The organism is Flavobacterium magnesitis, assembly GCF_041729735.1.
GTDB classification, from domain to species: domain Bacteria; phylum Bacteroidota; class Bacteroidia; order Flavobacteriales; family Flavobacteriaceae; genus Flavobacterium; species Flavobacterium magnesitis.
The window spans coordinates 1-24,440 of the sequence record NZ_JBCFQK010000006.1; the positions used below are offsets into that span (position 1 = coordinate 1).

Genomic DNA, 24,440 nt, shown 5'->3' on the forward strand with positions numbered 1-24,440 from the left:
ATTCTGACGAAGGAAGAATCTTCGTTAGTAGCTCGACATGCTAAATAAACTTTGTGTTAGTTCATCGAAATGACAAACTAGACGTTATCTCTAATGTTATTCCGAGACTAATTTCTCCAATTTTTCAGAAACCGCAATTTCCTTTCCGTTTTTAAAAACTCGGAAACCTTTTCCTTTACCGTATTTTTCTCCAGTTTTATCCCAAAGAATTGTGATGATATTGCTGTGATACAACACATTATCCAAACAAAACCAATCCCATTTTTCCTGTGGAATCAACGGATTCACCTCTATTTTTTCATCGGCTCTTGGGCGTAAACCCACCAATCCTGTAATCATCAAATCGTTAAAAGTCGAATGATTGTAATAACGGCTGCGTTCTCTGTCACCCATTAGCCAATAACCCGTAGTTTCATCCAGATATTCCCCGATATACGGTTTTCCTCTGTAATATTGCGATTGTACATACAAATCCATTTGTTTGAAATAATCGGTTTTGTCAACGAAAGTTTGATTGTAATTATTCAGAACATTGGCCAAAGCGGTCAAAGTTTGCGCTGTCGCAAAAGGCCAAATCGCACCGTCCCATTCACAAGTTCCGGTTCCGTGAGTTCTGAAACGCGGACTTCTGCGCTCCGCCGTTGTCAAACCAAAAGGTGCCGAAAATCCTTTTTCATCCTTAATCTGTTCCCAGGCTTTTTCAAAACCTTTGTCTTTTTGTGGCAAATTAAAATACCAAGGAATAAATCCAATTGCTTCTCTTACTTGTGCCAAAGTATCTTTCTCCGTAAACGTTTCAAAGAATTCACTTTTCGGATTCCATAGTTTTTTTTCAATTAAACTTTGCAAATTATCCGCCTTTGATTTGAATTTTTCTTCCAGTGTTTTATCTCCTTTCATGGTAGCCATTTTCGAAATAGCCATTGCATTGGCATACATATAACTGTTAATCGTTGGTCTTGCATTTTGTACTTTACGTCCACCACTCAACGATTCTTCCATTCCATCTTTTACATCATGCTGCCAAAACAAACCATCAGAACGCATTCTGTCTTTTTCCCAAACCGAATAATCTGTAATCATATCTGGCATCATGTCTAACAAGAAATTCTTATCATTATTCACCAAATAACGATTGTACAAAGCATCGGCAGTCCAGCTACTAAATTTATACAATTTATTCATTGGTTTCCCGTCATTGCCTCTGTACCACAAATGCACATCTTGCTCAATGTATTTTGGATCATGAACCCATCGGAATTCGTTAATATGGTGTCCTAAAGCGCAAGCAATCAAATTGTATTTATCGGCATACGAACGATCTACTAAAAACTCGGTAATTCCGAAACCAAGTGGCGTTTTCTTAATGTGTTTTCGAGCCGTCCACCAACGATAATAATAGATTTCTTCAAAATTTTGCTGTGGACATTCAAACAACGGAATATTCTTTTCCATCCAAGTCCACGCACTGTCATTTGGAATCGCAAATTTCAAATTCTCGTCTTCCATCGTGTTGAAATAATCAACATAATGCTTGAAATTATCCGCTTCCAGAATAGTTGCCGTTCCTTTTTTAGAATGTGTCGCTCCTGACTTACAACTGCTGAAAGCTGCAATCAGGATTACGAAAGCGATTATTTTGTATTTTAATTGGTCTAACATATTCAAATTATTTTATTTTTATTTAACCCTAACAGGGTTTTTGAACCCTGTTAGGGTTGGACTAAACTAATTTTCCGAAAAAGTATAGGTTTTTCCAGCTTTCATTTCCACATCATATTCATTGTATTTTGGAAGCTTAAATTTCTTGATATTTGCTTTTTTAGATACAATGGCTTTTTTAACATCTGCTGTTTGAAATAGCGGATTTGGATTTTCTCCCTTTGCTTTTTTAAGTTGGAAACCATTTGCTTTTAAGCCGTTTTCCAATCTTAATCTACAATTTCCGTCTAATTTAGCATGGATTTTCAACACTGAAACTTTATTATTTTTCCATTCCAAATCTACCACATAACCACCTCTGGTTACAATTCCTTTTATCGAACCGTTTTTCCATACCGTTGGCAAAGCTGGTAATAATTGGATTGCTCCTTCCTGACTTTGAATCAGCATTTCGACAATTCCGGCAGTACAACCAAAGTTTCCATCAATTTGAAACGGTTGGTGAGCGTCCAGCATATTTGGATAGGTTCCACCCCCTTTGCGCTGTTCTGGAGTGACTAATTTTAATTGGTCTTGCAATAACTTGTAAGCATGATTTCCGTCTAATAAACGAGCCCACAAATTCAGCTTCCAACCCATTGACCAACCTGTAGATTCATCTCCTCTAAAGTTCAAAGAAGTTTTAGCCGCTTCAAAAAGTTCGGGAGTTCTAAAAGCCGAAATTTGGTTACTTGGAAACAAACCATACAAATGCGAAACGTGACGGTGTTTGTCTTCTGGACTATCCCAGTCTTGCAACCATTCCTGTAATTGTCCGTGTTGACCAATGTGCATTGGAGCCATTTTAGCTAAAGCTTCATTTACTTTTTCTGCGAATGCAGCATCTTCTCCAACAATTTTTGTGGCTTTAATTACATTGGTAAACAAATCAAATAACAATTGATTGTCCATTGTAGTTCCTGCCGCAAGCGTAGCTGTTCCGCTTCCACCTGGATGTACATTTTCTGGAGAGTTTGATGGCACTACTACCAAATAACCCGTATTAGGATCTTTTACTAAAAAATTTAAGAAGAATGTTGCCGCACCTTTCATCACAGGGTAAATTTCTTTCAGGTAATTTTTATCTCCTGTGTACAAATATTTTTCCCATAAATCCTGAGCAACCCAAGCCCCACCTGTAGGCCACATTCCAGATGTAGCGTGATCTATAGGCCCTGTAATTCGCCAGATATCGGTATTATGGTGCAATACCCAACCATCGGCATTGTACATGGTTTTAGCCGTTTCATGTCCTGTAACAGCTAATTCTTTTGCCATTTCGATAAACGGCTCGTGCATTTCAGAAAGATTCGTCAATTCGGCTGGCCAATAATTCATCTCGGCATTGATGTTCATAGTGTATTTACTTTCCCAAGGCGGAGCTAACATATCATTCCAAATTCCTTGTAAGTTAGCCGGCTGTCCACCTGGCTGTGAAGAAGAAATCAACAAATAACGTCCAAATTGGAAATACAAACTCGCTAATTGTGGATCAAATTGTTTCGAGAATTTTCTAATACGCTCGTCTGTTGGTGCATTCATAGCTGAATTAATTCCCAAATCTAAAGCCACACGATTGAAGAATTTTTGATAATAAGCCACATGATTTTTCCTTATTTCATCGAAGTTTTTTGTCAACGCAGCTTCAAGTAAACGTTTACATTTTTCCTCCTGATTTAAATCTAGTGTTTTGTAATCAACAAAATTAGTTGCAATAGAGATGTATAAAGTTGCTTCATCAGCGCCATTGATACTTATAATTCCGTTTTTTGAACTTACTGAACCACCTGTGTTTTTAACTGCTGTACGTCCTTGAAATTTAATTTTTCCTTTTAGACCTTCAACCGTACTTCCCACTCCTGAAAGTACACTTTGATTTCCATCCGAATACGGTTCGGTTTTATCAAAAGGACTGTTCATCATCACATTACAGCTAATCATTCCCGGTTTACTAGCCGTTAATTTTACAGCTACAACCTGATCTCCAAAAGCAGTCAAAATTTCTCTTTTGTACTCTACTCCGTCAACTGTATATTTTACTGTTGCCGTAGCATTGTCAATATTCAAATCGCGGTAATAATTGCTGAATTTATCATGTCCTGAAAAAGAAATATAAACGCTCCCAAAAGTTTGATACGGCATCCCATTATTAGTTTGAGACATCATTTCTTTATCGGCTAAGGCTTGTGCTTCGTCAAATTTGCCTTCGAAAATTAATTTTCGAACCACGGGCAAAGCAGCAAGAGATTTGGTGTGCGCGTTGGAATTTGGCGAACCAGCCCAAATGGTTTCTTCGTTTAATTGTAATCTTTCAATAGATGGATTACCAAAAACCATAGCGCCCAAACGACCATTTCCCAAAGGCAAGGCTTCGTTCCAGATAGCAGCGGGTTTATCGTACCACAATTTTAAATCCGATTTTGATTGCGCCTGAATTGTTATCGTTACCAAAAAAGCCGATAATCCAAACAAAATTCTAGCTAAATTATTTCTTAACTTCATATACTTTTTCGTTTTTTTCGCCAAAAAGGGCATATAATTGATCAATATCTTTTAATGCGTTTGTTGGTAATTTTTCGCCTTTAGCGCCAAAAACCAATAACTTTTCTGTTGGTTCAATTACGCAAGTCGATTCGTCTATTTCTCCTTTGCTATTTTTAACTTTACTGATATCTAAACCTAAATATTTTGCCATAAAGGGATACATTGCCATACGTTTTGATTCTCCATAATTATGTCCTTCTTTTGGAAAATGTGCATTTTCAACCAACTCTTTTTTTCCATACAAGCCATAGGTTTTTTGAATAAATGGAAATTCTAATTCTGGTACCGTAGCCGTCCAATCGCCACCATCAGAAACAATCAACTGTGGTTTTGGAGCTGCCATGGCTGCAATTTCAGCATTGTTGGTTCCGTTTCCACAAAGGTGTAAACCGCGACCACTTTCGCAAGGACAACCGCCTACAAAATGAGACGAAGTCATAACCACAGGCACTGAAACTTTAATTCTGTTATCAATCGCTGCCAGGAACATTGTCATCGAGCCACCGCCTGAACCACCAGTTACTCCCACTCGGTTCATGTCGGCATATTTTTGTGTTGCTAAATAATCTAACAATCGTTCGGCACTTAAAACCTGAATGGTTTGTGCAATACTATTTCGATGCAAAGTCGAATCAAATTGCAAGGTAGATTCGCCCCAGGCAAACAAATCAAAATTGACTACAACAGCTCCCATTTTTGCCAAAATCGCACAACGCAATTGTTCGTCTTTTCTATATCTTCCGTCTCCAAAATGTCCATTTGGCGTAATCACCACTGCTGCTTTTCCTTTTAAAGGATAAGGTTTATAGATAGAACCCGTAACATAAACACCTGGCATAATTTCTAAACCAATATTCTCCACAGAGTAATCTTTATAGATTCTTTTGGGAGTTAGAATTGGTTTTCCTTTTGGCATAGGCGGTGCTTTGTCTAAACCAATAGAACCGATTATACATTGTTTCAAATCGGCTTTTCTGATTTCCCAAGTTTTTAAATTGGGATACAAATCAGTCAAAAATTCCAAACGTTCTTTACCAATATTAGCCGATCTTCTGGCGTATTCAAATTTTCGAATAGCATAAGTCGAATCGTTTTCTTTAAAAAAAGTAAGATCGAATGGCGCTAAGATGGCTGTCAATGAAACGTCTAAATTTCCTTGACGAATTCTCCACTCGGCATAATCTAACTCTTTATCTTTCAACAAACCATCTTTGTCCTTGATGGTTACTTTAAAAAGAGATTCTATTGTTTTGATAGCCTTTACAATTGGCTCTTTATAATTATCATCTGATGTTTGCGCCTCAATTTTTGGAAGGAACAAAAATAGCATTATCATAAAAAATAGCTTCTTCATTTTATTCCTTTTCATCCTTAAATTTATCATTTTATTTTCATTTACAAAGCACATTCTACAACATATCTTCCTGAACCTAATACAAATGAAGGTTTTTCTTCATTAGCTAAAACTTTTAGAACATTTTTAGAATCACTTAGTATTTTACCATTTACTTTGATAACTGCATTCTTTTTTACAGGCAATTTTACTGTTGCCTTGGTATTAGCTGGAATAGTGAATTTAAAAGACACTTTATCCTCTTTTTTCTCCCATTCTGATACAATTTCTCCAAAAACCGAATTGTAACTTCCTTTAACAAAAGTCATATCGCCTACAATTTCTGGTTGCAGGAAGAAATGTTTGAATCCTGGATTCGTTTCATCAGGAACAATGCCCACTAAACTTTCATAAAACCATTCCTCAATTTGCCCCATCATAAAATGGTTCCAAGAGTTTCCTTTGCGTGGATCCCATTGCTCGGTTAAAGTGGTCAAGCCAAATTTGATTTGGAAACCATAACCTGGCGCATCATAATGATTGTGCATTTTGTACATTACCTCATTCAGCCCATTATCAGCCAAAACCTGAAATAAATAACGATTCCCCACATCGCCAGTTGTCAATCGATAATTTCTGGCTTTGATGTCGTTTACCAAATTATCTAAAACAGCCTGTTTGTTTTCGGGAGCAACCATTCCCATAAATAATGGAACGGCATTGCTAAACTGACTTCCGGTACCGTACTGTTTCGTCTTTTTATCAAAAAACTTGCCATTAAATGCTTTTTTTACACTTATTGCTAAATTTTCATAAGTAACAGCATCTTCTTTCTTATTTAGTAGTTTTGCAGCCTTGGCAAGCAAATCAATACCAAAATAGTAATGACTTGTCGCTGAGAGTGCTATAGGACTATTTTTAGAATACCCCGCTGCATGTTCTCCGTAATCATACCAATCGCCTAATCCATAAGAGACAATGCCATTATCAGCCTTTGAAGTCAGGTAATCCACATATTTTTTCATTACAGGATAATATTCTTTCAACAAAAAATCATCGCCATAATAGTCATAATACATCCAAGGCAGGATTACTCCAGCCACACCCCATTCAGGAGAATCAGTAAAATCACCACCAAAAACCACATATTCGGGTGCAATAGTAGGAATCATTCCGTTTTCACGCTGTGCATCTGCAATGTTCAGCATGATAGACGGAATGTAATTTTTCAGGTTGTAATTATAAATTAATCCTGGACCATTTAAGTGTGATTCTTCCAGCCAACCCAATTTTTCACGGTGCGGACAATCAGTCAACACACTTTGAAAATTACTCTTGATGGCATTATTAATCAGCTCATGTGTTTTATTAAAAATTTCATTCGAAGAAGTAAAACTTCCTGCTGTTCCCGCTGAATTATAGATGAAATTAGATTTTAAATCTACAATTGTTGGCAGTGAAAAGTCCTTTGTTTCTTTATAATTAGCACCTTCGATTTGGATGTACTGATAGCCATAATAACTGAATTTAGGTTGCCATTCTTCTACGCCTTCGCCTTTTAAAGTATAATCAAAATAATAGGGTTTTCCAGATCTTCCCTGTCCCACGGTTCCATCGTCATTCAATCCTTCGCCAACCCACATTCTCACGATTTGTCCTTTTTTTCCTTTTACTTTAATCGTTGGAAAACCAGATAAATTTTGTCCCATATTAAAAACACGAACACCCGCTTGCGGTTCGGTTACGATTTTAACTGCAAACTGTTCTTCAATTTTCACCGGAGTAGTTTGTTGTGCTTTTAAAATGCCTTTTGGCGCTTCCTGAATGACTACGGGTTTCCAATTAGTATCATTAAAACTAGCCGTATTCCAACCTTTTTGCTCCAGATTCGCATTGTAATCTTCTCCACCAAAAATACTATTGAACGTAATTGGACTTTTAGCATATTTCCAACTCGAATCAGTTTTAATAATTTGTTCCGAACCATCTTCATAAACCACTTTCATTTTTAAAAATAAGGTTGGCGGACCAAAACTCACAAAGAATTTCGCATACCTTTCGGCAACCATATTGTACATTCCGTTGCCTAATAAAACGCCAAGTACGTTTTCGCCTTTAGCCAATTCGTCCGCATTGATTTCATAGGTATTGTAGTAAACCGTTTTATCGTAATCTGTCCATAAAGGAGCAAATTCGCTGTTACCTACTTTTTTTCCATTCAAAGTCAATTCATAATGTCCTAATCCCGAAACATACACAACGGCTTCTTTTATTTTTTTCGAAACAGTAAATGGTTTACGCAATTGAATACTGCTGCGAGCCAAAGAATCGCTCGCATCAACAATAGCTTGTCTTTTTTCTTTTTTGAAAGTAGCAGTATGATAATTTCTGCCTTCCGGCAAATGACTATTTGCTTTTGTAATAGCTCCAATCCAAATCGGGTTCAAACCCGTCGGCTGAGTTCTAAAAGAATTAATTTCGCTCCATTTAGACGCTTTTTTATCATTCGACCAAACTCTTACTTTCCAGAAATATTTGTTTTCGCTTTTTAAACTTTTTCCTTTATATGCAATTCTCTGGCTGGAATTAGCTGTTACTTTTCCGCTATTCCAAAGATCGGCTTCTTTCTCATTCAATTTTTCTTTAGAAGAAGCCACCAAAATTTGATACTCCGCTTGTGAAACATTGAACTTTTTAGAAACTAATTGCCAACTGAAATTCGGTTCGTTTGTACTTATCGCCAAAGGATTTGTTGCGCTATTACACGTTAAATGGGTAACAGCAATTTGTCCATTAGAGCTAAAAGCAACTAAAAGGCAAAGGAGAAATAATATGGATTTTAGACTCTTCATTTCTTATTGTTCAGATTGGCACACAGATGAGACGGATTTACTTTGTAAAAGCGTAGATAAAAACGGATTTTTTGTTTTCAAATATCAAAAAATCCGTCATAATCTGTGACTTCGCACCAGCGAATCCGTCTCATCCGCGTTCAATTTTCTTTTATAATTTTTTAGTAATCAATGATTTGATATTAAATACTGCTTCCGGAATTAAAATTCCTGTATTTGGCAAATCAACATAATCTGGTGTATCCGGAGTCGTATCTGGATTTGGAGAATAACGTTGTTCACCTGTGCGGAACATAATACGCGAAATTCCATCCACTGGTGCATAAAATATTTTATTAGTCTCTTTACCATCGTTGACTTTTATTGTGTAGGAACGAGAAGTAACATCTAATTTTACAGTAACTGTATATGCTGCACCAGCCTCATATTTTGCCACTCCACCAGAACGAGCACCGTGTTTTACCTTTATTTCTCCATCCGAATCAAATACAATTCGAAGCGCAGGAAGTCCTTGTTTATTTTGAAATTCTACCTGTAATAATCCGTTATCATTTTGTTCAGGAACTACAGTAAAAGTAGCTTCCATTTTTTGAGCAAACGGAATCACACGTTCTACGCGGGAATAATCAAAAGCATCCTGATCTCTTAATGTCAAGGTTTTTTTACCATCGGCTTTCTTTTCGATTTTGGCGGAAGCCCAGGCTAAATCATAGATATTCCACATTTTTAATTCTTCGCCGTTTGGCAAATCATTAAAAACATCATTCACATTTTCGTTTACTTCACTAGTTACAGGAACTGGAACCGAAGCTACCCAAATGTCTTCTTTGTTCACGCTATAACTTACCCAAAGTTTTCCATCAGGCGGAGTTCCGTTTCCTTCTAGAATTCCGCGTGGATATTGTGGTCCTGCCGATTTGTAGTTTCCACCGTAACGCATTGGACTAATTTCGCCATGAACTAATAATAAATCTTTGTAATTGATACCATCATCACTGGTTGAAATTGCCAATGGCCAACGGTATTCTGACGGATTGTAAATGGTTGCATAACGGTTATCCGATGTTTTTTGTCCCCATATTTTTGCATTGCTATTGACAAATCCTGGTGCTCTCAAAGGATCGTACTCCCAAGTTTTTCCGTTGTCTTTGCTTAATGAAGTCAAAGCATGTTTCCATAAACCTACTACATTTCCGTTTGGCAAATGATAATACGATAATGCTTTGTAGCCTTTTTGCAACGGAATTAATGGATCATCTCTGTCTGCTTCTTCCACCCATTGTTGCATCATTAAAGGTTTCGAAAGCAATTCGTCACAAGCTTTGATGAATTTTTTGTCTTTGCTCTTTTTGTAAAAAGGAAAAGCAGCAATCGATTTATCCCAATTTTTATTGAATCGAATAAAATAAATTGGTCCGAAACTACCGTCTTTATAAATTTCTCTTACCACACGACCAATTCCTTTTCCGTCGTTTGGATCGTCTTTTTTGTCCATTGCAATTCCGTAATAACCCAATGAAAGCAATCGGTTATCAGATGTAACATAAAACCCCATACGCTGGTGCATAATGGCATCTAGGTTCTTCGCTACTCCGTCAACTCCTTCTTTTTTATAGCCATCAGGAATGTGGTAAATAGGGAAAATAACTTTTGGTTTTGTCCAATTTGATCCATCCTTGGAAGTCAACAATAAAGTTTGACTCGGCGGAATATGCTCTCCTGCCGGATCACTCAAATAGTGTAAATAAAAAGTATTATTCCAGTAGGCAATCATTGGCTGGTGATTGTAGGTCCAACCAAAACCATCTGATTTTTCCGGATGTTCTCTGCTGGCACGCATAATTTGCGTAGCATGAACTCCAACTGCTGGACTCAATTGTCCATGATGATAATCCACATTAGAAAGTGTTTTGCCTGTATATCTAATGGTATCTTTTTGCGCTAGGGCAGAAGAAATTGTTCCACAAGTCAACAAAATGGTTGTTGCAGTTGTAATATTGCTTTTTATGTTTTGAAATAGAATCATAAATCTTAGTTATTTTAGATTAGCCAATGCTATCAGGGTTTTGAACCCTGATAGGATTAATAAATCCATTATTATTTTTTCAATAACTTTTTCAAAGTTTTCTTCGAAATCGTAGTAATGGTTCCGTGTTTGTGTCCTTCTGGTAATTGAATTTGAGACGAAACATCTTCAAAGTTTACAAAATCAGAAGTGCTTAACGCTTTGTAATTTTTCGAACCATAATTATCATAATACAGCAACCAATTTTTACCGACTTTTACGACTGTTGGTCCTTCAGACAAATATTCTGTTAAGGGTTCTGAACTTTTTTCAAACGGTCCTAAGGGCGTTTTCCCAAAAGCCACTTTTATATTTCGCATTGGTCGCGTATTGTCTTTTAAAACCAATACATAATCGTCCTTGCCTTTTTTTACAATCACGCAATCAATTACGCTGAAACCTGGTTCGTAATACAATTTGGTATCCGAAAAAGTTTTAAAATCCTTAGTCGTTACATAATACATGCGGTGATTGTTTTTCTCTTCTTCCACTCCTTTTGCAAAACGGAAGGGAATCGTTGAAGCCCAGATAACAATGTATTCGTTTTTTACATCATCATAAAAAATTTCAGGAGCCCAAACGTTTACTACTTCTGGCTCATTTTTCATCACTGGAATGTATTGTTGTTCTGACCAATGAATCAAATCTTTCGAATTGGCATAACCAAAACCATTTCCACCTTTCCAATCGGTAGTCCAAACCATGTGATAGGTTCCATCCGCTCCTTTTGTGATGGATGGATCACGCATGATTTTGCTGGCGCCAATTTCTGGTTTTAGGAACGAACCTTCTAATCCGTCCCAATGGTAACCATCTTTACTATAAGCCAAATGCAAACCATCAGTAGCAGGTTCTCTAAAAGAAGTAAACAAGAATATTTCTTTCTTTTTTTGGGAAAATCCCAAAGTAGAAAATGCTAAAATTAGAATAATTACTATTTTCCTCACCCCGACCCTCTCCAAAGGAGAGGGAGACGAGACTTTACAATTGGAATTTTTACTTTCTTTTCTCATTTTATGATAGTTACCTCACCCCAGCCCTCTCCAAAGGAGAGGGAGCCGAAACTGGATAGTTGTTATTTTTTCTATTATAGTTCTTCTTTTCTGCAAGGCCAGAAAAAGACCTTGCAGGATAAACCATTGTCTTATTCTAAGATTGCTTTTTTATCCAAATCTTTTCCTTTTTTCACAATAGTATTTACATGATGAAACACATTGTTTTTTAAGAAAATGTTTTTTGTTTCTTTTCCATTTGCTTCGATAAAAACATCAGTAGCATTGAATGGGAAATTATTATTAATCATAATATTCGAAGCATTATCGATTTTAATAACCGGAATTCCTTTGATTGGAGTAGAAGAACCTACGTTATCCAAAATAAGATTTTTCGAATCCAAAATTTTAAAAGAAGAACCGACTGTAGCATTCACTTTTACATCATGAAATTCAACATCCGTTGCTGTATCCACAGTAAAACCTTCTTTTCCATCCATATTGATATTCGAAAAAGTGATGTTTTGAATTGGCATTTCAACAATTCCACGAACAAATCCGGCTTTGTTTACGTTTCCACCTGTAACATCGCTAATGTGAATGTTTCTGAAAATTGGTGTACGCTCCGTAACTGGCTCTACAGGATTGTCTTTATCATAGAATAAGTCCATAATAATAGCTTCCTCCTTGATATTTTTCATTACAATGTTACTTACACGAATGTCTTCTACAACACCTCCGCGACCACGAGCCGCTTTGATACGGATTCCACGATCAGTTCCGTCGAAAACACAGTTTGAAATCGTAATTTTTTTAATTCCGCCCGACATTTCACTTCCAATAACCACACCTCCGTGACCGCTTAACATCGTACAATTGGTAATTGTTACGTTTTCAGTTGCTTTTCCGTATTTACGCCCATCAGCATCTCTACCTGATTTGATAGTAATACAGTCGTCACCTACGCTGATATGACAATTTGAAATATGAACATTGGTACAAGATGACGGGTTGATTCCATCAGTATTTGGCGAATGCGGATTGTTAATTGTGATTCCTGTTACGGTTACATTATCACAAAATTCAGGATTTATGGTCCAGAAAGGAGAGTTTTTGAATGTAACTCCTTCGATTAAAATATTTTTGCAATTGTAAGCCTGGAAAAAAGAAGGTCTGAAAAAGTGTTTGTCAATCGTTCTTTTATAGTAAGGCTCATATACAATACCTTGATTTTGCTCCGTCCACATTTTTTGGTATTTGGTTTCCGGAATTGGACCTTTAGCCGTTTCAATTCGGTACACTTCATTCCACCATGCTTTTCCTTGTCCGTCGATTACACCTCTACCTTTGATGGTAATGTTCTCCACATCTTTGGCATAAAATAATGGCTGGAAACTCTTCATTACAATTCCTTCGTAACGCATTTCTACATAAGGTAAGTAATCTTCAAAATCTTCTGAAAATTTCAAAAGTGCTCCTGAATCCAAATGAATTGTGATATTACTTTTTAATTTTAAAGCACCCGTTAAATATTCTCCAGCAGGGAAAAAGATGGTTCCACCTCCACTATTTGCTGCATTATCGATTGCTTTTTGAATGGCTTCGGTACATTTTACACCTTTATTATTTCCACCTACTTTAAGAATGTTTATCCAACCTTCATTTGCGAAAGCGGTATTGAATCCTGTAAGGAAACAAAGTAGTAATATGATATTTCTAATTTTCATAATGTATGTTTTTTGCACGCAGATTGCGCAGATTTTATTCTCATTTTTGTCATCTTCACGGAGGAAGAATATTCGTTAGTAGCTCCGCATGCTAAATAAACTTTATGTTAGTTTCTTGCGGAGATCCCTCGTTCCTCGGGATGACAAGATTGTGGTTATTTTGACTTTAAAACTAAAACCCAGTCGTTTCCGTCTTGTTTTTCTCCTGGAGGATTAAAATCTAAAACACCTTCATTTTTAAATTCCCCAATGGATTTTTCTTCGCCATTTTTAGGATCAAACCAAGAAGCTTTTACTTTTTCTCCTTTAATTTTCCCCATATTCAATGTCATCGTTTTTCCATTATAAGTATAAATTAAAGCGTAATCATTTCCTCTTGTTGCTGCTAAATAATCGTATTTTTCTCCTTGATTAACAACAATGGATTGGTCTGGAATTCGGTCAAAATAGTTGTGTTCTAGAATCAATTTTTTCACATATTGCATTTGGCTTGCTCCTGGTGCATGAAGTTCATCACTCCAAATGGCTTTGTTTCCATAAGCACCTTTCTTTTCGCCTTTATGATACATCTGCATTACGGCATTATTTCCATAAGTAAAACCTGCACCACCTGCAAAAACAGACCAATAAGCATATCTTCTTAAATCCTGATCTTTCCATTTAGGTTGCAAAGTATCGTGTAAACCATGAGGAATTCCTTCGTAAGATGGTTCTCCGTCAAGAGTGGGTTTTGTTGGTTTTAAATCCCAATCTCTGTGGACAAATTTATAATTGTCTTCTTTGAAAGCCGTTTTCACTGTATCCTGATCGTATCTTTTGTGACCCGACTGGAACATATTAAAATCCAACCAATCCGCTTTATGGTAATCATCTGAAGAATCTGTTCTTCCAAAAGGATGGAAAGTCACTAATTGATCTGGATTATTGGTTTTTAAAGTATTTCCAATTGCATTCCAGATATCCTTAAATTCGTTACCATGCGTATCTCCACCGTTTAACCAAATTACATTGGTTCGGTTTTTATATCTATCGGCTAAAAACTTCGCATATTGAGTCGCTTGTTCTTTATTTACTTTATCTCCTTTTGCCACGTTAGTTCCCCAAACTGGTACCATCGCTAAGTAAATTCCGTTTTCTTGTGCTACGTCTAAAGCATAATCTACATGATCCCAATAGTCATATTCTTCAGGATTCTCAAAATTATTCCCCTCAGTAACTAATGGTTTAGATACATCTTCATTAGTCAAAGCCATATCGTCATACACATTTTTCACTGCCAAACTGTGTAAAACCATTACTTGAACTACATTGTACCCTTTTGCTTTTCTATCCTGAAAATAGGTCTTCATTTCTTCCCGGCTCAATTTTCCAAAAGTCAACCAACCTGTATCGCCTAACCAAAAAAATGGTTTTCCATCTTCGGTTTGAAAATAATGACCATTAGGAGCTACTTCTAGTTTTGCTAAAGGTTTTGTTTCCTCCTGATTTACTTTGCATGAAATTGCTACACAACTCAATACTGTGAGCATAATTATTTTACCTATCTTCTTTTTAGAAATCATTATTTTCATTTTTATTTCTTTTTAATATATACTACAATTTTAGATTCTTTTTCTCCAGATGCTTTTAAAATATGACTTTGTTTTCCTGAAATGGTTTCTTTTGTAATTAGATTTCCATTTTCAGGATTAATCCAATAGACCTCAAAAATTCCTTTTTCATTTGACAAATCAACTGTTACTTGATTTCCTTTTTGGAGATAAAAAAGATAAGCTTCTCCATTATTTTTTAGTGTCCAAATTGGGCTATTGTAATTCTCATCTGGAACGGTTTTCATAGTCGATAACGACTCATAAAAACCTGGAATAGTAATTTTAGGAATAGCTGCTAAAGAACCGCCAGCCATTAAAACTGACCAACCAAATCTATTAGCTCCTGGTGTCGAATAAATAACTGCTTTGCTGCTGTATTTATCTCGGTATTCACGTACGGATCGATACACTTGTGCATCGGTTTCCTTACCCACTTTCATTTGTCGCGCATGCTGTCTTGGCGCTAAGTTTTTTCCACCTTCTGGGGCGTACAAACTTCCATCTTCTTTGTAATGCCAATAACGAATATCAATTACATCAACAGTAGCTGCTCTTGCGGCATCATTTAAAATAGCATCCTGAACATCTTTAGTAGCACTTAAGGCTATTTTCGATTCGTTTTGATGTGACTTTTTGTAATTGCTTATCACATCAATCCAAAATTGCATGAACGTTAACGGCCCAGTATATTCGGCACTTGTAAATTGCAGTACATTGGCATTATCTTTAAAATTTTCTAAACTTTTTTCGATAAAACCCTGATGTAACTTTTTGATATTTTCATTTCGAATATCATAAAATTGCTCTGCAATAAAAATTCTTTTATCACCCATGTAAGGCGGAGGCTCAGGAAGTCCCGTATTATTGATATTATTTGCTGGTCGCCAAGGGGAACTTGACCAGTGTGCTCCTGCTTCTAAAATATTATGTTGGAAATACTGTTGATTCATCAATATTTTACTTTTTTGAGCAGCGAGATCAGCAAAGGTTTTCAAACGATCCCAATACCAGGTATTGAATCTGGTTAAATCGTATTTACTTAAATGATCCCAAGCTGTTCCTTGTCCCGTTCTGTCAAAAGGTTGTTCGTAAAAAGGAGCCCAAACATCGGCATCCATTCGGCGAATGCGTTCATGATCTGCCATTCTTTGTTCGTACCATAAACCGTAATTATGATCTAAAGAAGCTTTATTATTGTCTACTAAATAGCGAACCGTTTCGGCTAAATTATCAGTATAACCCAAACCATTGTGACCCGGTGCAAAACGGCTAATGTGCGGTCTGGCTTCAGAAACATCAGAATCGCGTAAACTTCCTCTCCACCATGGAACATCAATAAGTTCTCCAGTTAATAGGGATTTATTCGCAATTAAAAGTCCGTTTTTAATCTCCACTTTTTCGGTTTCCGATTCGGCTACAGTAGTTTCAGCTTTTACTCTAATTACTTTTGCTTTGGAAACATTCGTTGCAATTGGATTTCGAGTTGAAGCCTGAGCAATCCATTCTTTTAAAGTGGTTTGTTTGTTATAAGATTCCACCGTTAAAGCTGCTGCTTGTTCAATCGTTGGACTCGAAGAAGGTTCTGTTCCTAAATCTAAAATTTGAGATTGCATTGGCAATTTGCCTAATCTTTGTTCCAATAAAGCATAGTACAAACTTCTAGGGTTGATATGACTGTTGACATCATTCCAATGTCCGTTTCCAGCCCATTGCGCCCAAACACCAAAAACCCAGTTATCAGCCGTAGGCGGACTAAAATTATCTATTTTAGATGCCGATGTTTCCCAAATGACACTATTGGCTGCATTCCAGCCAATGCCACGACCATCTTGTCCTAAATTTTTAAAACTTAAAGCGTTTCCATCAATTAAAACCACGTCGAATAACATTCCGGTTGCCCAGCTTCCAATAGAACCACTAAAGCTATAAGGCAAATACGATTGACATTGTAAAAAGACATTGGGTCCCGCAGTAGCATAACCGCCAACAACAAAATCATTATATCCAAATTCAGAATAACAACGCTGAAATAAAGTTTGTTGCCCTTCGGTATAAAAGGTATTTCGTCTAAAAGCAGCAATTTCAGAAACAGGATTTAATGAAAGACAATCTTCAACAGTAATTCTTTTGGCTGATTTCAAAATTGAAACCGCACCACCAGCAAATTGTTCAAAATTGACTTGTCTTACCCATGCATCTTCGGCATTTTGTATCGAAACTCCATACCAACGGTGTTGCTCGTCCTTTGGATTTGTAGTATCAAAATCGGATTTTAAAGTCAGATTTTCAACTCCAATAGTATTAATTCTATCCGACCAAGTATAAACCGTTACATCTGAAACAGATAATTTTTCGTTCAAAGCATTGGTTAAAGGAGCATCAATAGTAATTTTGTTTCCCTGTAACTGAGTTATTTCTCTATCGGAACGAATGACAAAATCATCTTTTTTCCATCCAATCCAGCCTGTTTCTCCACCAAATTCTTTCATCCCCAGACTATCAATCCATTGCTGAGTGATAGGAGTATTTACTAAAACACGATCGCCTTTTTTAATGTTTTTTACACTTTTCAAAGCAATTGTAGTGCTTCCCAATGGAGTGTAAGCATCAGCAATTTCAAATTTATCTTTCAAAAGCTGATTCGCAATTCCTGAAATATTGATGATAGCACCTCTATCGGTTCCTGTTGCCAGTAAAACGGTTCCGTTATTTCCAGCACCGCTTCCTCTTAAAACAATTCCGCTTTCTTTTAGTTGCAAAATACCTGAAACGTTGAATGTTCCTTTGTCTAAAACCACAGTACCTCTAAAACCTTTGGCATCGGGTTTAAGCGAAGCCACATAATCTATTGCTGCCTGAATTGTAGTGGTTGCATCTCCTGAAATATGAGGTACAAAAGCTTTTACAGCAACATCTGGAATTGCATATTCGCCTGCGCGATAACCAGCGAAAGAAAAATCAGGAATTTGATTTCCTAATTTATCTTGGGTTCGAATTACCTTTCCAGCTTTATCTTTTGTAATAGTCGGAAAATTATTTTGTGCGTTTAAAGTGCTCACTAAAAAGAACAACAAAAGTGTCTTCAATTGAAGACACTTGTTGACTTTGTTGCTAAAACAACAATGAATAGTATTCAGATATGGATATTTGTTTTTCATATTAAAATTCAAAAAACTATTGTAACAAAGCAGCGGTAAGATCTAAAAGCGTATCTCTGTTGTTCTCTGGATTTGTCCAATCTACTTTTTTAGTAGGATCGATTCCGTTAAAATATTTTTCTATGTTAGTATAACCATCGCCGTTCAAATCACCATTGGAATCAGAGGCATCATTAGGATTTAAACCGTATTTTTTCTCCCAGGCATCTGGAATACCATCATTGTCTGAATCTTTGTATGCTTTTCCTTTGTAATTAGGATAACCACCCACTTGATCTGGATGCGTTATGATTCCTTTTTTATAAGAGTCCGCTGGTAATCTTCTTTTAATAAATTCTTGTCCAATAGTATTTTCTAAACCGTCTTTTGCACCAATATTTCCTGTTCGAACTTGTTTAATGATTCTTTCGTCAACCGCATCTCTTTTTGGAAAAGTTGCACCTACATTTTTTAAAACAAATTCATAAGCTTCTTCGGCACTCATAATGGTGATTTTTGGCATTGGAAAAGCTTGCTTTTGCTTGATCAATGCTAGTTTATCTTTAGCTTGTTCCAAAGTTAAATCTTCCAATTGCACTCCTCCATTCCAGTTGTCTTTAGTTACTTCAGGAACTCCATCAATGTAATTTCCGTTTACATAAGCACGTCCAAAAGTTTTAGGAACCATATAACCTGATTCTGGTTTTAAGATTCTGTAACGGATAGGCTTATCATCTGGAGTGATTGGCCCTGGTTTATAATAATTATTAATAATATTAAACATCGAACGGTAATCTCCTCCATCAACAGAACGATTCCACCAGTTAAATATCACATTATTGACAAAATTAAAATCGCCATACATTCCGACAGATGCATTTCTGGAAATATTATTTGCCCAAAGATTACGCATAAAAGTACTGTTTAATCCTCCAATAGTACTTCCAAAAGCATGATTATAGGTATCCAAACCTTCTGAAGAAATGGTATTTTGAATAGTAATATTACAAGTGGGTAATTTTTCTAATTTTGATTTCTCATTAGCCTGAAATTGATGACGATACAATGAAATATTTTCGTCTAATCCCCAACTTACGGAGCAGTGATCTATAATTACATTTCCAATTGCATTTCCTCCAATTGCATCATCTCTTCGAGCAACATCAGTAGCTCCTCTTCTAAAACGCATGTGTCTTATAATTACGTCGTGCGTATCAATTGCAAGGGTTTCTCCAGCAACACAAATTCCATCACCAGGTGCCGTTTGACCCGCAATAGTAATATAAGGCGCTCGCATACTAATGCGTGTTTTTAATTTAATAATTCCCGAAACATTAAAAACTACTATTCTAGCTCCAACGGCTTCACAGGCTTCTCTAAAAGTTCCTGGTCCGCTATCGGCTAAACTTGTTACTACAAATGTTTTTCCGCCTCTGCCTCCTTGGGTGAAAGCACCTCCGCCTTCAGCTCCTGGAAAAGCAGGAATATCAGCCTGAACCAAATCTTTAGGATAAGCCGCCCATGGTAAATAGGGACGACCTTGTAGTATTTCATTTTTAAGAACCGCTTCATTATCAGCCCAAATCTTGGCTAATCTTATTTCTTCTTGTGCTAAAACAGCATCAGCTTTATCTTGCACTTCTTTTGGAATGTTTGGATATTGGGCATGTATTGCTGAACAACTGAATAAGAATATACCTAAATTGAACAGTGATTTTAAATTGTACTTCATTTTTTAGGGTTTAAGAATTAATTAAACTATTTTACGTTTAACTATTTTTAATTCTACCATCAAGATAATAAAGAAGTTAATTCTAAACTCTCTTAATTTCTTAATGGTTTATAGATAGAAAATTATGGCGAAAAACTATTTTTTGTTTTTTTCTCTTTCTTTTAATCTTTCATGCCAATCAGTACTTTCTTTGTTCAAATCGTATCCTTGTTTAGAAAGATAGTTGTTGATTCTTCCTTTGTATTTTCCAAACCAAGCGTGTTTTTCTTTAGACGTACCACCATCCATAGCATGTTCTCTTGCTTCAACAAGAGCATCATAGATGTATTTTTGTTGCTCTTGTGTCAAATTTGGCAACATATCATTGTAACCCAAAACAGTAATTGGTAATACTCCATAAGTCATTCCGTCTTTTACCTGAACAATTTGACTGTTAGTTAACTTTTTACTTAGCTTTTTTAAATACGATTTATGCAACGACAGGATTTTTTTATCTGCATCCTTTTTTAGCTTTTCAACTGTCTTTTCTTGTTTTGCTTTATCAGTAATGCTTTTTTTAATTTCAGTAATTTTTACATCGCGACCATCTTGAATTTTACTCAATGATCTGTATTGTTCAGCGATAATATCTCTAACCGCCAATTGATCTTCAGTAGATTTTAATTTTAAATCATCAACAATTTTTTGAGCTCTTTCATTGGTTACTTTTACATATTCAGGATCATATCCAGATTGTGCTGAAACTTGGTTTAAACCAAAAAAAACTAATAAAGCAACCGCAACTATTTTTTTGTACATTTTCATCTTCTATTTTTTTAAACTTTAGTTATTATAAAGCAAAATTCTTGCTCAATCTTTCACAGACGGAGCAAGAATTATACCATTCACAAGTGAATTATTTTTTAAATTCAGCTAAACCACCTTTTAATTTTGCCAAAGTATCTTCGTTATTTTTTAGATCTTTCCAGTCTGTTTTTTTCTTTGGATTAGTACCATTGATATACTCTTCAATATTAGTATAACCGTCTCCATCTGAATCAATTGTTGCATCAGAAGGATCATTAGGATTTAATTTGTATTTTTTCTCCCAAGCATCTGGTAAACCATCTTTATCTGTATCAGTATAAGGAGTTCCGTTGTATTCTGGATATCCACCTACCTGAGCAATATCAGTAATAATTCCTAATTTATAAGAATCTGGACCTAAACGTCTGTGTTCAAACTGATAGAATGATTTTGGATCTAAACCTTCTGCATATTCTGGTTTTCCTGTTTTTACTACTCTTACGATTCTGGTATCCACTGGATCTCTTTGAGGCAATGTAGCTCCTGCATTTTCAAGTACAAAATCATAACTCTCCTTAGCCGACATAAATTCCTTTAACCAAGGCATTGGCATAGGTTGATTTACTCTCATTTTAGGAAAATAAGTAGAAGCTTCTTCAAGACTCATTGCTTCTCCTTTTTTGTTTTCCATTTGCACTCCACCATTCCAGTTGTCTTTTGAAACTGTTTCATTTCCTTCGACAAAATTTCCGTTTACGTAAGCTCTACCAAAAACTACGTAAGGCAATTTGCTTCTACCAGATTCTGGTTTCAAAATTCGGTAACTAATAGGCTCATCTTTATTAGTTGCTGGACCTGGCTTAAAGTAATTGTTAATAATATTATACTGAGCCGTGTAATCACCACCATCTACAGAACGGTTAACCCAGTTAAAAATAACATTGTTGGCAAGATTAAAAATTCCATTCCATCCAATTGATGGATTTCTACCGGTATTACTAGACCATAAATTTCTTATGAAAGAACAATTTTCACCTCCTAATGTACTACCAAACGCGTGATTGTATGTATCTAAGCCTTCAGCAAATAAACTGTTTTGAATGGTAACATTCACTGTTCCAAATTTCTTATCAGGTCCTCCTGTTCCATCAGCATACATGTGACGGTAAAAAGACATGTTTTCATCTAATCCCCAAGTACCTGAAACGTGGTCCATTATAATATTCCCTACAGGATTTCCTCCAATAGCATCGTCTCTACGACCTACAAAAGTTTCTCCTCTACGAAAACGCATGTGTCTAATAACTACATCATGAGTATCAATCCAAATAGTTTCTCCAGCTACACAAATTCCGTCTCCTGGTGCAGTTTGCCCTGCAATAGTAACATAAGGAGCACGAACAATTAATGGACTTTTAATTTTAATAATTCCCGAAACATTAAAAACAATTATTCTAGCCCCACCTTGTTCCAAAGCCTCACGCAAAGTACCAGGCCCTCTATCTTCTAGGCTAGTAACGGTATACACCTTACCTCCACGTCCACCAAAACTATACATTCCTCCTCCTTCAGCACCTGGAAAAGCAGGAATGGAAGCTTGTGGTAAATCCGTTGGTCTAGATGCCCAAGGAACATAAGGTTTTCCTTCTCTTTCTTGTTGTTCTACAATTACTTTAGCCTTTTCCCACGCCTCATTAGAAAGTTTCTCCGCTTTCTCCTTAATCGCCTTTTCTCTCGCTTGAACTTCAGGGGATATTTTTGGATATTGCGCAAAACAATTAGCGCTTCCAAAAACAAAAACAGCTAGTAAAAAATTTAATTTCTTCATTTTAAAATTATTCTTAATTAATAAAAAACATTTGGTTAGAACTGTATTTATTAGATTAAAATTTGGTAGTTATTAAAAAGAACTACCTGCATCTTAGAGAGAGTACAGGTAGTCTTTATGGCATTTATTTTATTGTAATGGATCGAAAGTACTTGTACCTCCAGACCATCCAGTAGTTTGTCCCAAATATATCGAAGTATTCAATGCACTAGCCGGAATACCAAAGAAATAATATTGGTTATACCACTTGAATTTCCAGTTTGCAGATGTTGGATCAGCATTGTCTTTTACAACTACATTTATAAAATTAGTGTAAAAATAATCTAGATATTGATCGTAAGTTGTAATACCACTTGGATAAGTTAATGGGTTTCTATCTGCAACTGGAGCAACACCATTAACTGCTACAAATGGATCGGCATTTCCAACATAATTTGTACCATCCTGTTTTTTAGCAATAAAAAACAATCCTTGTCTTCTTATACCCTCTATAGGAGTTTGGCTTAAGCGAGTACAGGTACCAAAATCGTCATTAAACAACATCCATCGTCTTAAATCCCAAAAACGTTTACTTTCATAAGCAAATTCTACTTTTCTTTCATTAATTGCAGCTGCAAAATGTTGGTCTCTAGTCAGAACATCACCTAATCCAAATGTACCACCATTACTCTCAATGCCTGCTCTTTCTCTAATTTTAGTTATTAACGCCTTACCTTCAGCCAATTCATTAATTCCAATCGCTGATTCAGCTAAGTTTAATAATACTTCAGCAAAACGCATTTCCATATAATCAGTACCACTAAACTGGAAATTATTAGCTCTACTAGCTTTTAAATCAGTAGCTTTTCTAATATATACATTAGTATTAACTGTCCCTGATGCTTCGGTTACACCTGTTGGTAATACAGTTGCATTAGCTGGTGCTGTTCTAAACCAGTGATAACTAAAATTTTTATAAGTTGGCTCTTCTGCATGAGCCCAAGGAGCACCACTATAGACAAAAGTTTTATAGAACCTAGGATCTCTGTTTTTGTAGAATGTTTGTAAGCTGTATGGATATGTTTCTGAAACACCTGGAGCTTTACCATCTTTCATAGGAAAAGCTTCCATCATTTGCAAAGTAGCACCTATTGATCCGTTACCGCCTAAAGTTTTTGGACGAGTAGCTCTTTCCCAACCATTATTTCTCTGTACATTAGAAGAAGTTGTATTATTAAAACCGTATACAATAACAGCTTCAGGATTCCCTACTTCAGTAAACCACATATTTTCCCATGCTACACCATTTGCAAATCCTCCAGTAGAAAAAAGTCTTTTAGATCCTCCCTCTGCCGATTCTAGCAAAGTTACCGCTTCCTTGTTAGCATCATACGCTCGTTGCCAACGACTTATATCATCATTACGATTAAACAAAGGACTTGCCCACGTTAACAATACACGTCCTTTAAAAGCTGCAACAGCACCCTTATTTATTCTTCCCCAGTTAACATTAGGCTCGGCCCATACACCAGGTAATAAACTTTGTGCCATATCTAAGTCGGCTATAATTTGCTCAATACAAGCAGCAGTAGAACTTCTCGGAACTTTATTGCTTTCGGGATCACCAGTAATAGAACTTTGAGCCGTTAAAACTAAAGGGACACCTCCATACAAACGCACCAGATCAAAATATTGCCAAGCTCTCCAAAAGTACATTTGCCCTTTTAACGGGTTTTTATCTGCATCAGCCATGCCATACTTATCGATATTATCCAAAAATAAATTAATTTGTCTTAATCGAGTGTATGAATTATTACCTATACTAGCATTCATAGCTGTACCTATATAATTCAAACAGTTAGCATCCGTATTTCTCCCAGGATCAGCCCAAATTTTATTCCAATTTACTTCTCCCGTTAATTCATCAGTAGTTTGAGAAAAATCATCATTAGCACCAGAGGCTAAATCCCAAGTGTAAGATATTGCATTATTTGCTGGCAAAAATAATCTATAGATATAATCTACATAAGACTGTGCTTGAAGAGGTTCTTGATACACTTCTTCATTAACCCCTGATAAATCTCTTTTTTCTTCAAGAAAATCATCATTACAGCTCCCTAAAAACAATGCTGTTGCAATACAAGCTAGTATATTTATTTTTATGTTTTTCAT

Annotated in this window: 13 protein-coding genes; all 13 read right to left on the minus strand. The window is 36.1% G+C overall.

Annotated features, from left to right (window positions below; genetic code table 11):
• Positions 1-96 precede the first annotated feature (96 nt).
• A complete protein-coding gene (locus AAGV33_RS05895) occupies positions 97-1,662 on the minus strand; it encodes an MGH1-like glycoside hydrolase domain-containing protein (RefSeq protein ID WP_373391033.1) in 1,566 nt (521 codons plus the stop codon).
• 66 nt (positions 1,663-1,728) lie between these two features.
• Positions 1,729-4,203 (minus strand): glycoside hydrolase family 95 protein, encoded by a 2,475-nt coding sequence (locus AAGV33_RS05900; protein WP_373391034.1) that lies wholly within the window; start codon positions 4,201-4,203, stop codon positions 1,729-1,731.
• Positions 4,187-5,599, minus strand: a complete 1,413-nt coding sequence (locus AAGV33_RS05905; RefSeq protein WP_373391035.1) for a prolyl oligopeptidase family serine peptidase — start codon at positions 5,597-5,599, stop codon at positions 4,187-4,189. Before AAGV33_RS05905 ends, AAGV33_RS05900 begins: the two co-directional genes overlap by 17 nt.
• Before the next feature lie 41 nt (positions 5,600-5,640).
• Positions 5,641-8,430: a glycoside hydrolase family 78 protein gene (locus AAGV33_RS05910; protein WP_373391036.1), complete on the minus strand. Its 2,790-nt coding sequence runs from the start codon at positions 8,428-8,430 to the stop codon at positions 5,641-5,643.
• 151 nt (positions 8,431-8,581) lie between these two features.
• A complete protein-coding gene (locus AAGV33_RS05915; protein WP_373391037.1) occupies positions 8,582-10,456 on the minus strand; it encodes an exo-alpha-sialidase in 1,875 nt (624 codons plus the stop codon).
• Positions 10,457-10,527: 71 nt separating this feature from the next.
• Positions 10,528-11,400 carry a glycoside hydrolase family 43 protein gene (locus tag AAGV33_RS05920; RefSeq protein WP_373391038.1) on the minus strand — a complete coding sequence of 291 codons (873 nt, stop codon included), beginning with the start codon at positions 11,398-11,400 and terminating at the stop codon, positions 10,528-10,530.
• 239 nt (positions 11,401-11,639) lie between these two features.
• Positions 11,640-13,214, minus strand: coding sequence for a glycoside hydrolase family 28 protein (locus AAGV33_RS05925; protein WP_373391039.1), 1,575 nt, complete (start codon positions 13,212-13,214; stop codon positions 11,640-11,642).
• A gap of 155 nt (positions 13,215-13,369) precedes the next feature.
• Positions 13,370-14,785 carry a glycoside hydrolase family 140 protein gene (locus AAGV33_RS05930; protein ID WP_373391040.1) on the minus strand — a complete coding sequence of 472 codons (1,416 nt, stop codon included), beginning with the start codon at positions 14,783-14,785 and terminating at the stop codon, positions 13,370-13,372.
• Positions 14,786-14,787: 2 nt separating this feature from the next.
• The gene (locus tag AAGV33_RS05935) at positions 14,788-17,964 is read right to left on the minus strand and encodes a DUF6298 domain-containing protein (RefSeq protein ID WP_373391041.1); all 3,177 of its coding nucleotides are present in this window, start codon (positions 17,962-17,964) and stop codon (positions 14,788-14,790) included.
• Between the two features lie 16 nt (positions 17,965-17,980).
• Complete coding sequence (locus tag AAGV33_RS05940; protein ID WP_373391042.1) at positions 17,981-19,675, minus strand: polysaccharide lyase; 1,695 nt, start codon at positions 19,673-19,675, stop codon at positions 17,981-17,983.
• A gap of 135 nt (positions 19,676-19,810) precedes the next feature.
• Complete coding sequence (locus tag AAGV33_RS05945; protein WP_373391043.1) at positions 19,811-20,479, minus strand: DUF3826 domain-containing protein; 669 nt, start codon at positions 20,477-20,479, stop codon at positions 19,811-19,813.
• Positions 20,480-20,570: 91 nt separating this feature from the next.
• Positions 20,571-22,289 carry a polysaccharide lyase gene (locus tag AAGV33_RS05950; protein WP_373391044.1) on the minus strand — a complete coding sequence of 573 codons (1,719 nt, stop codon included), beginning with the start codon at positions 22,287-22,289 and terminating at the stop codon, positions 20,571-20,573.
• A gap of 129 nt (positions 22,290-22,418) precedes the next feature.
• Entirely contained in the window at positions 22,419-24,440 is a 2,022-nt protein-coding gene (locus AAGV33_RS05955) for a RagB/SusD family nutrient uptake outer membrane protein (RefSeq protein ID WP_373391045.1), read from the minus strand.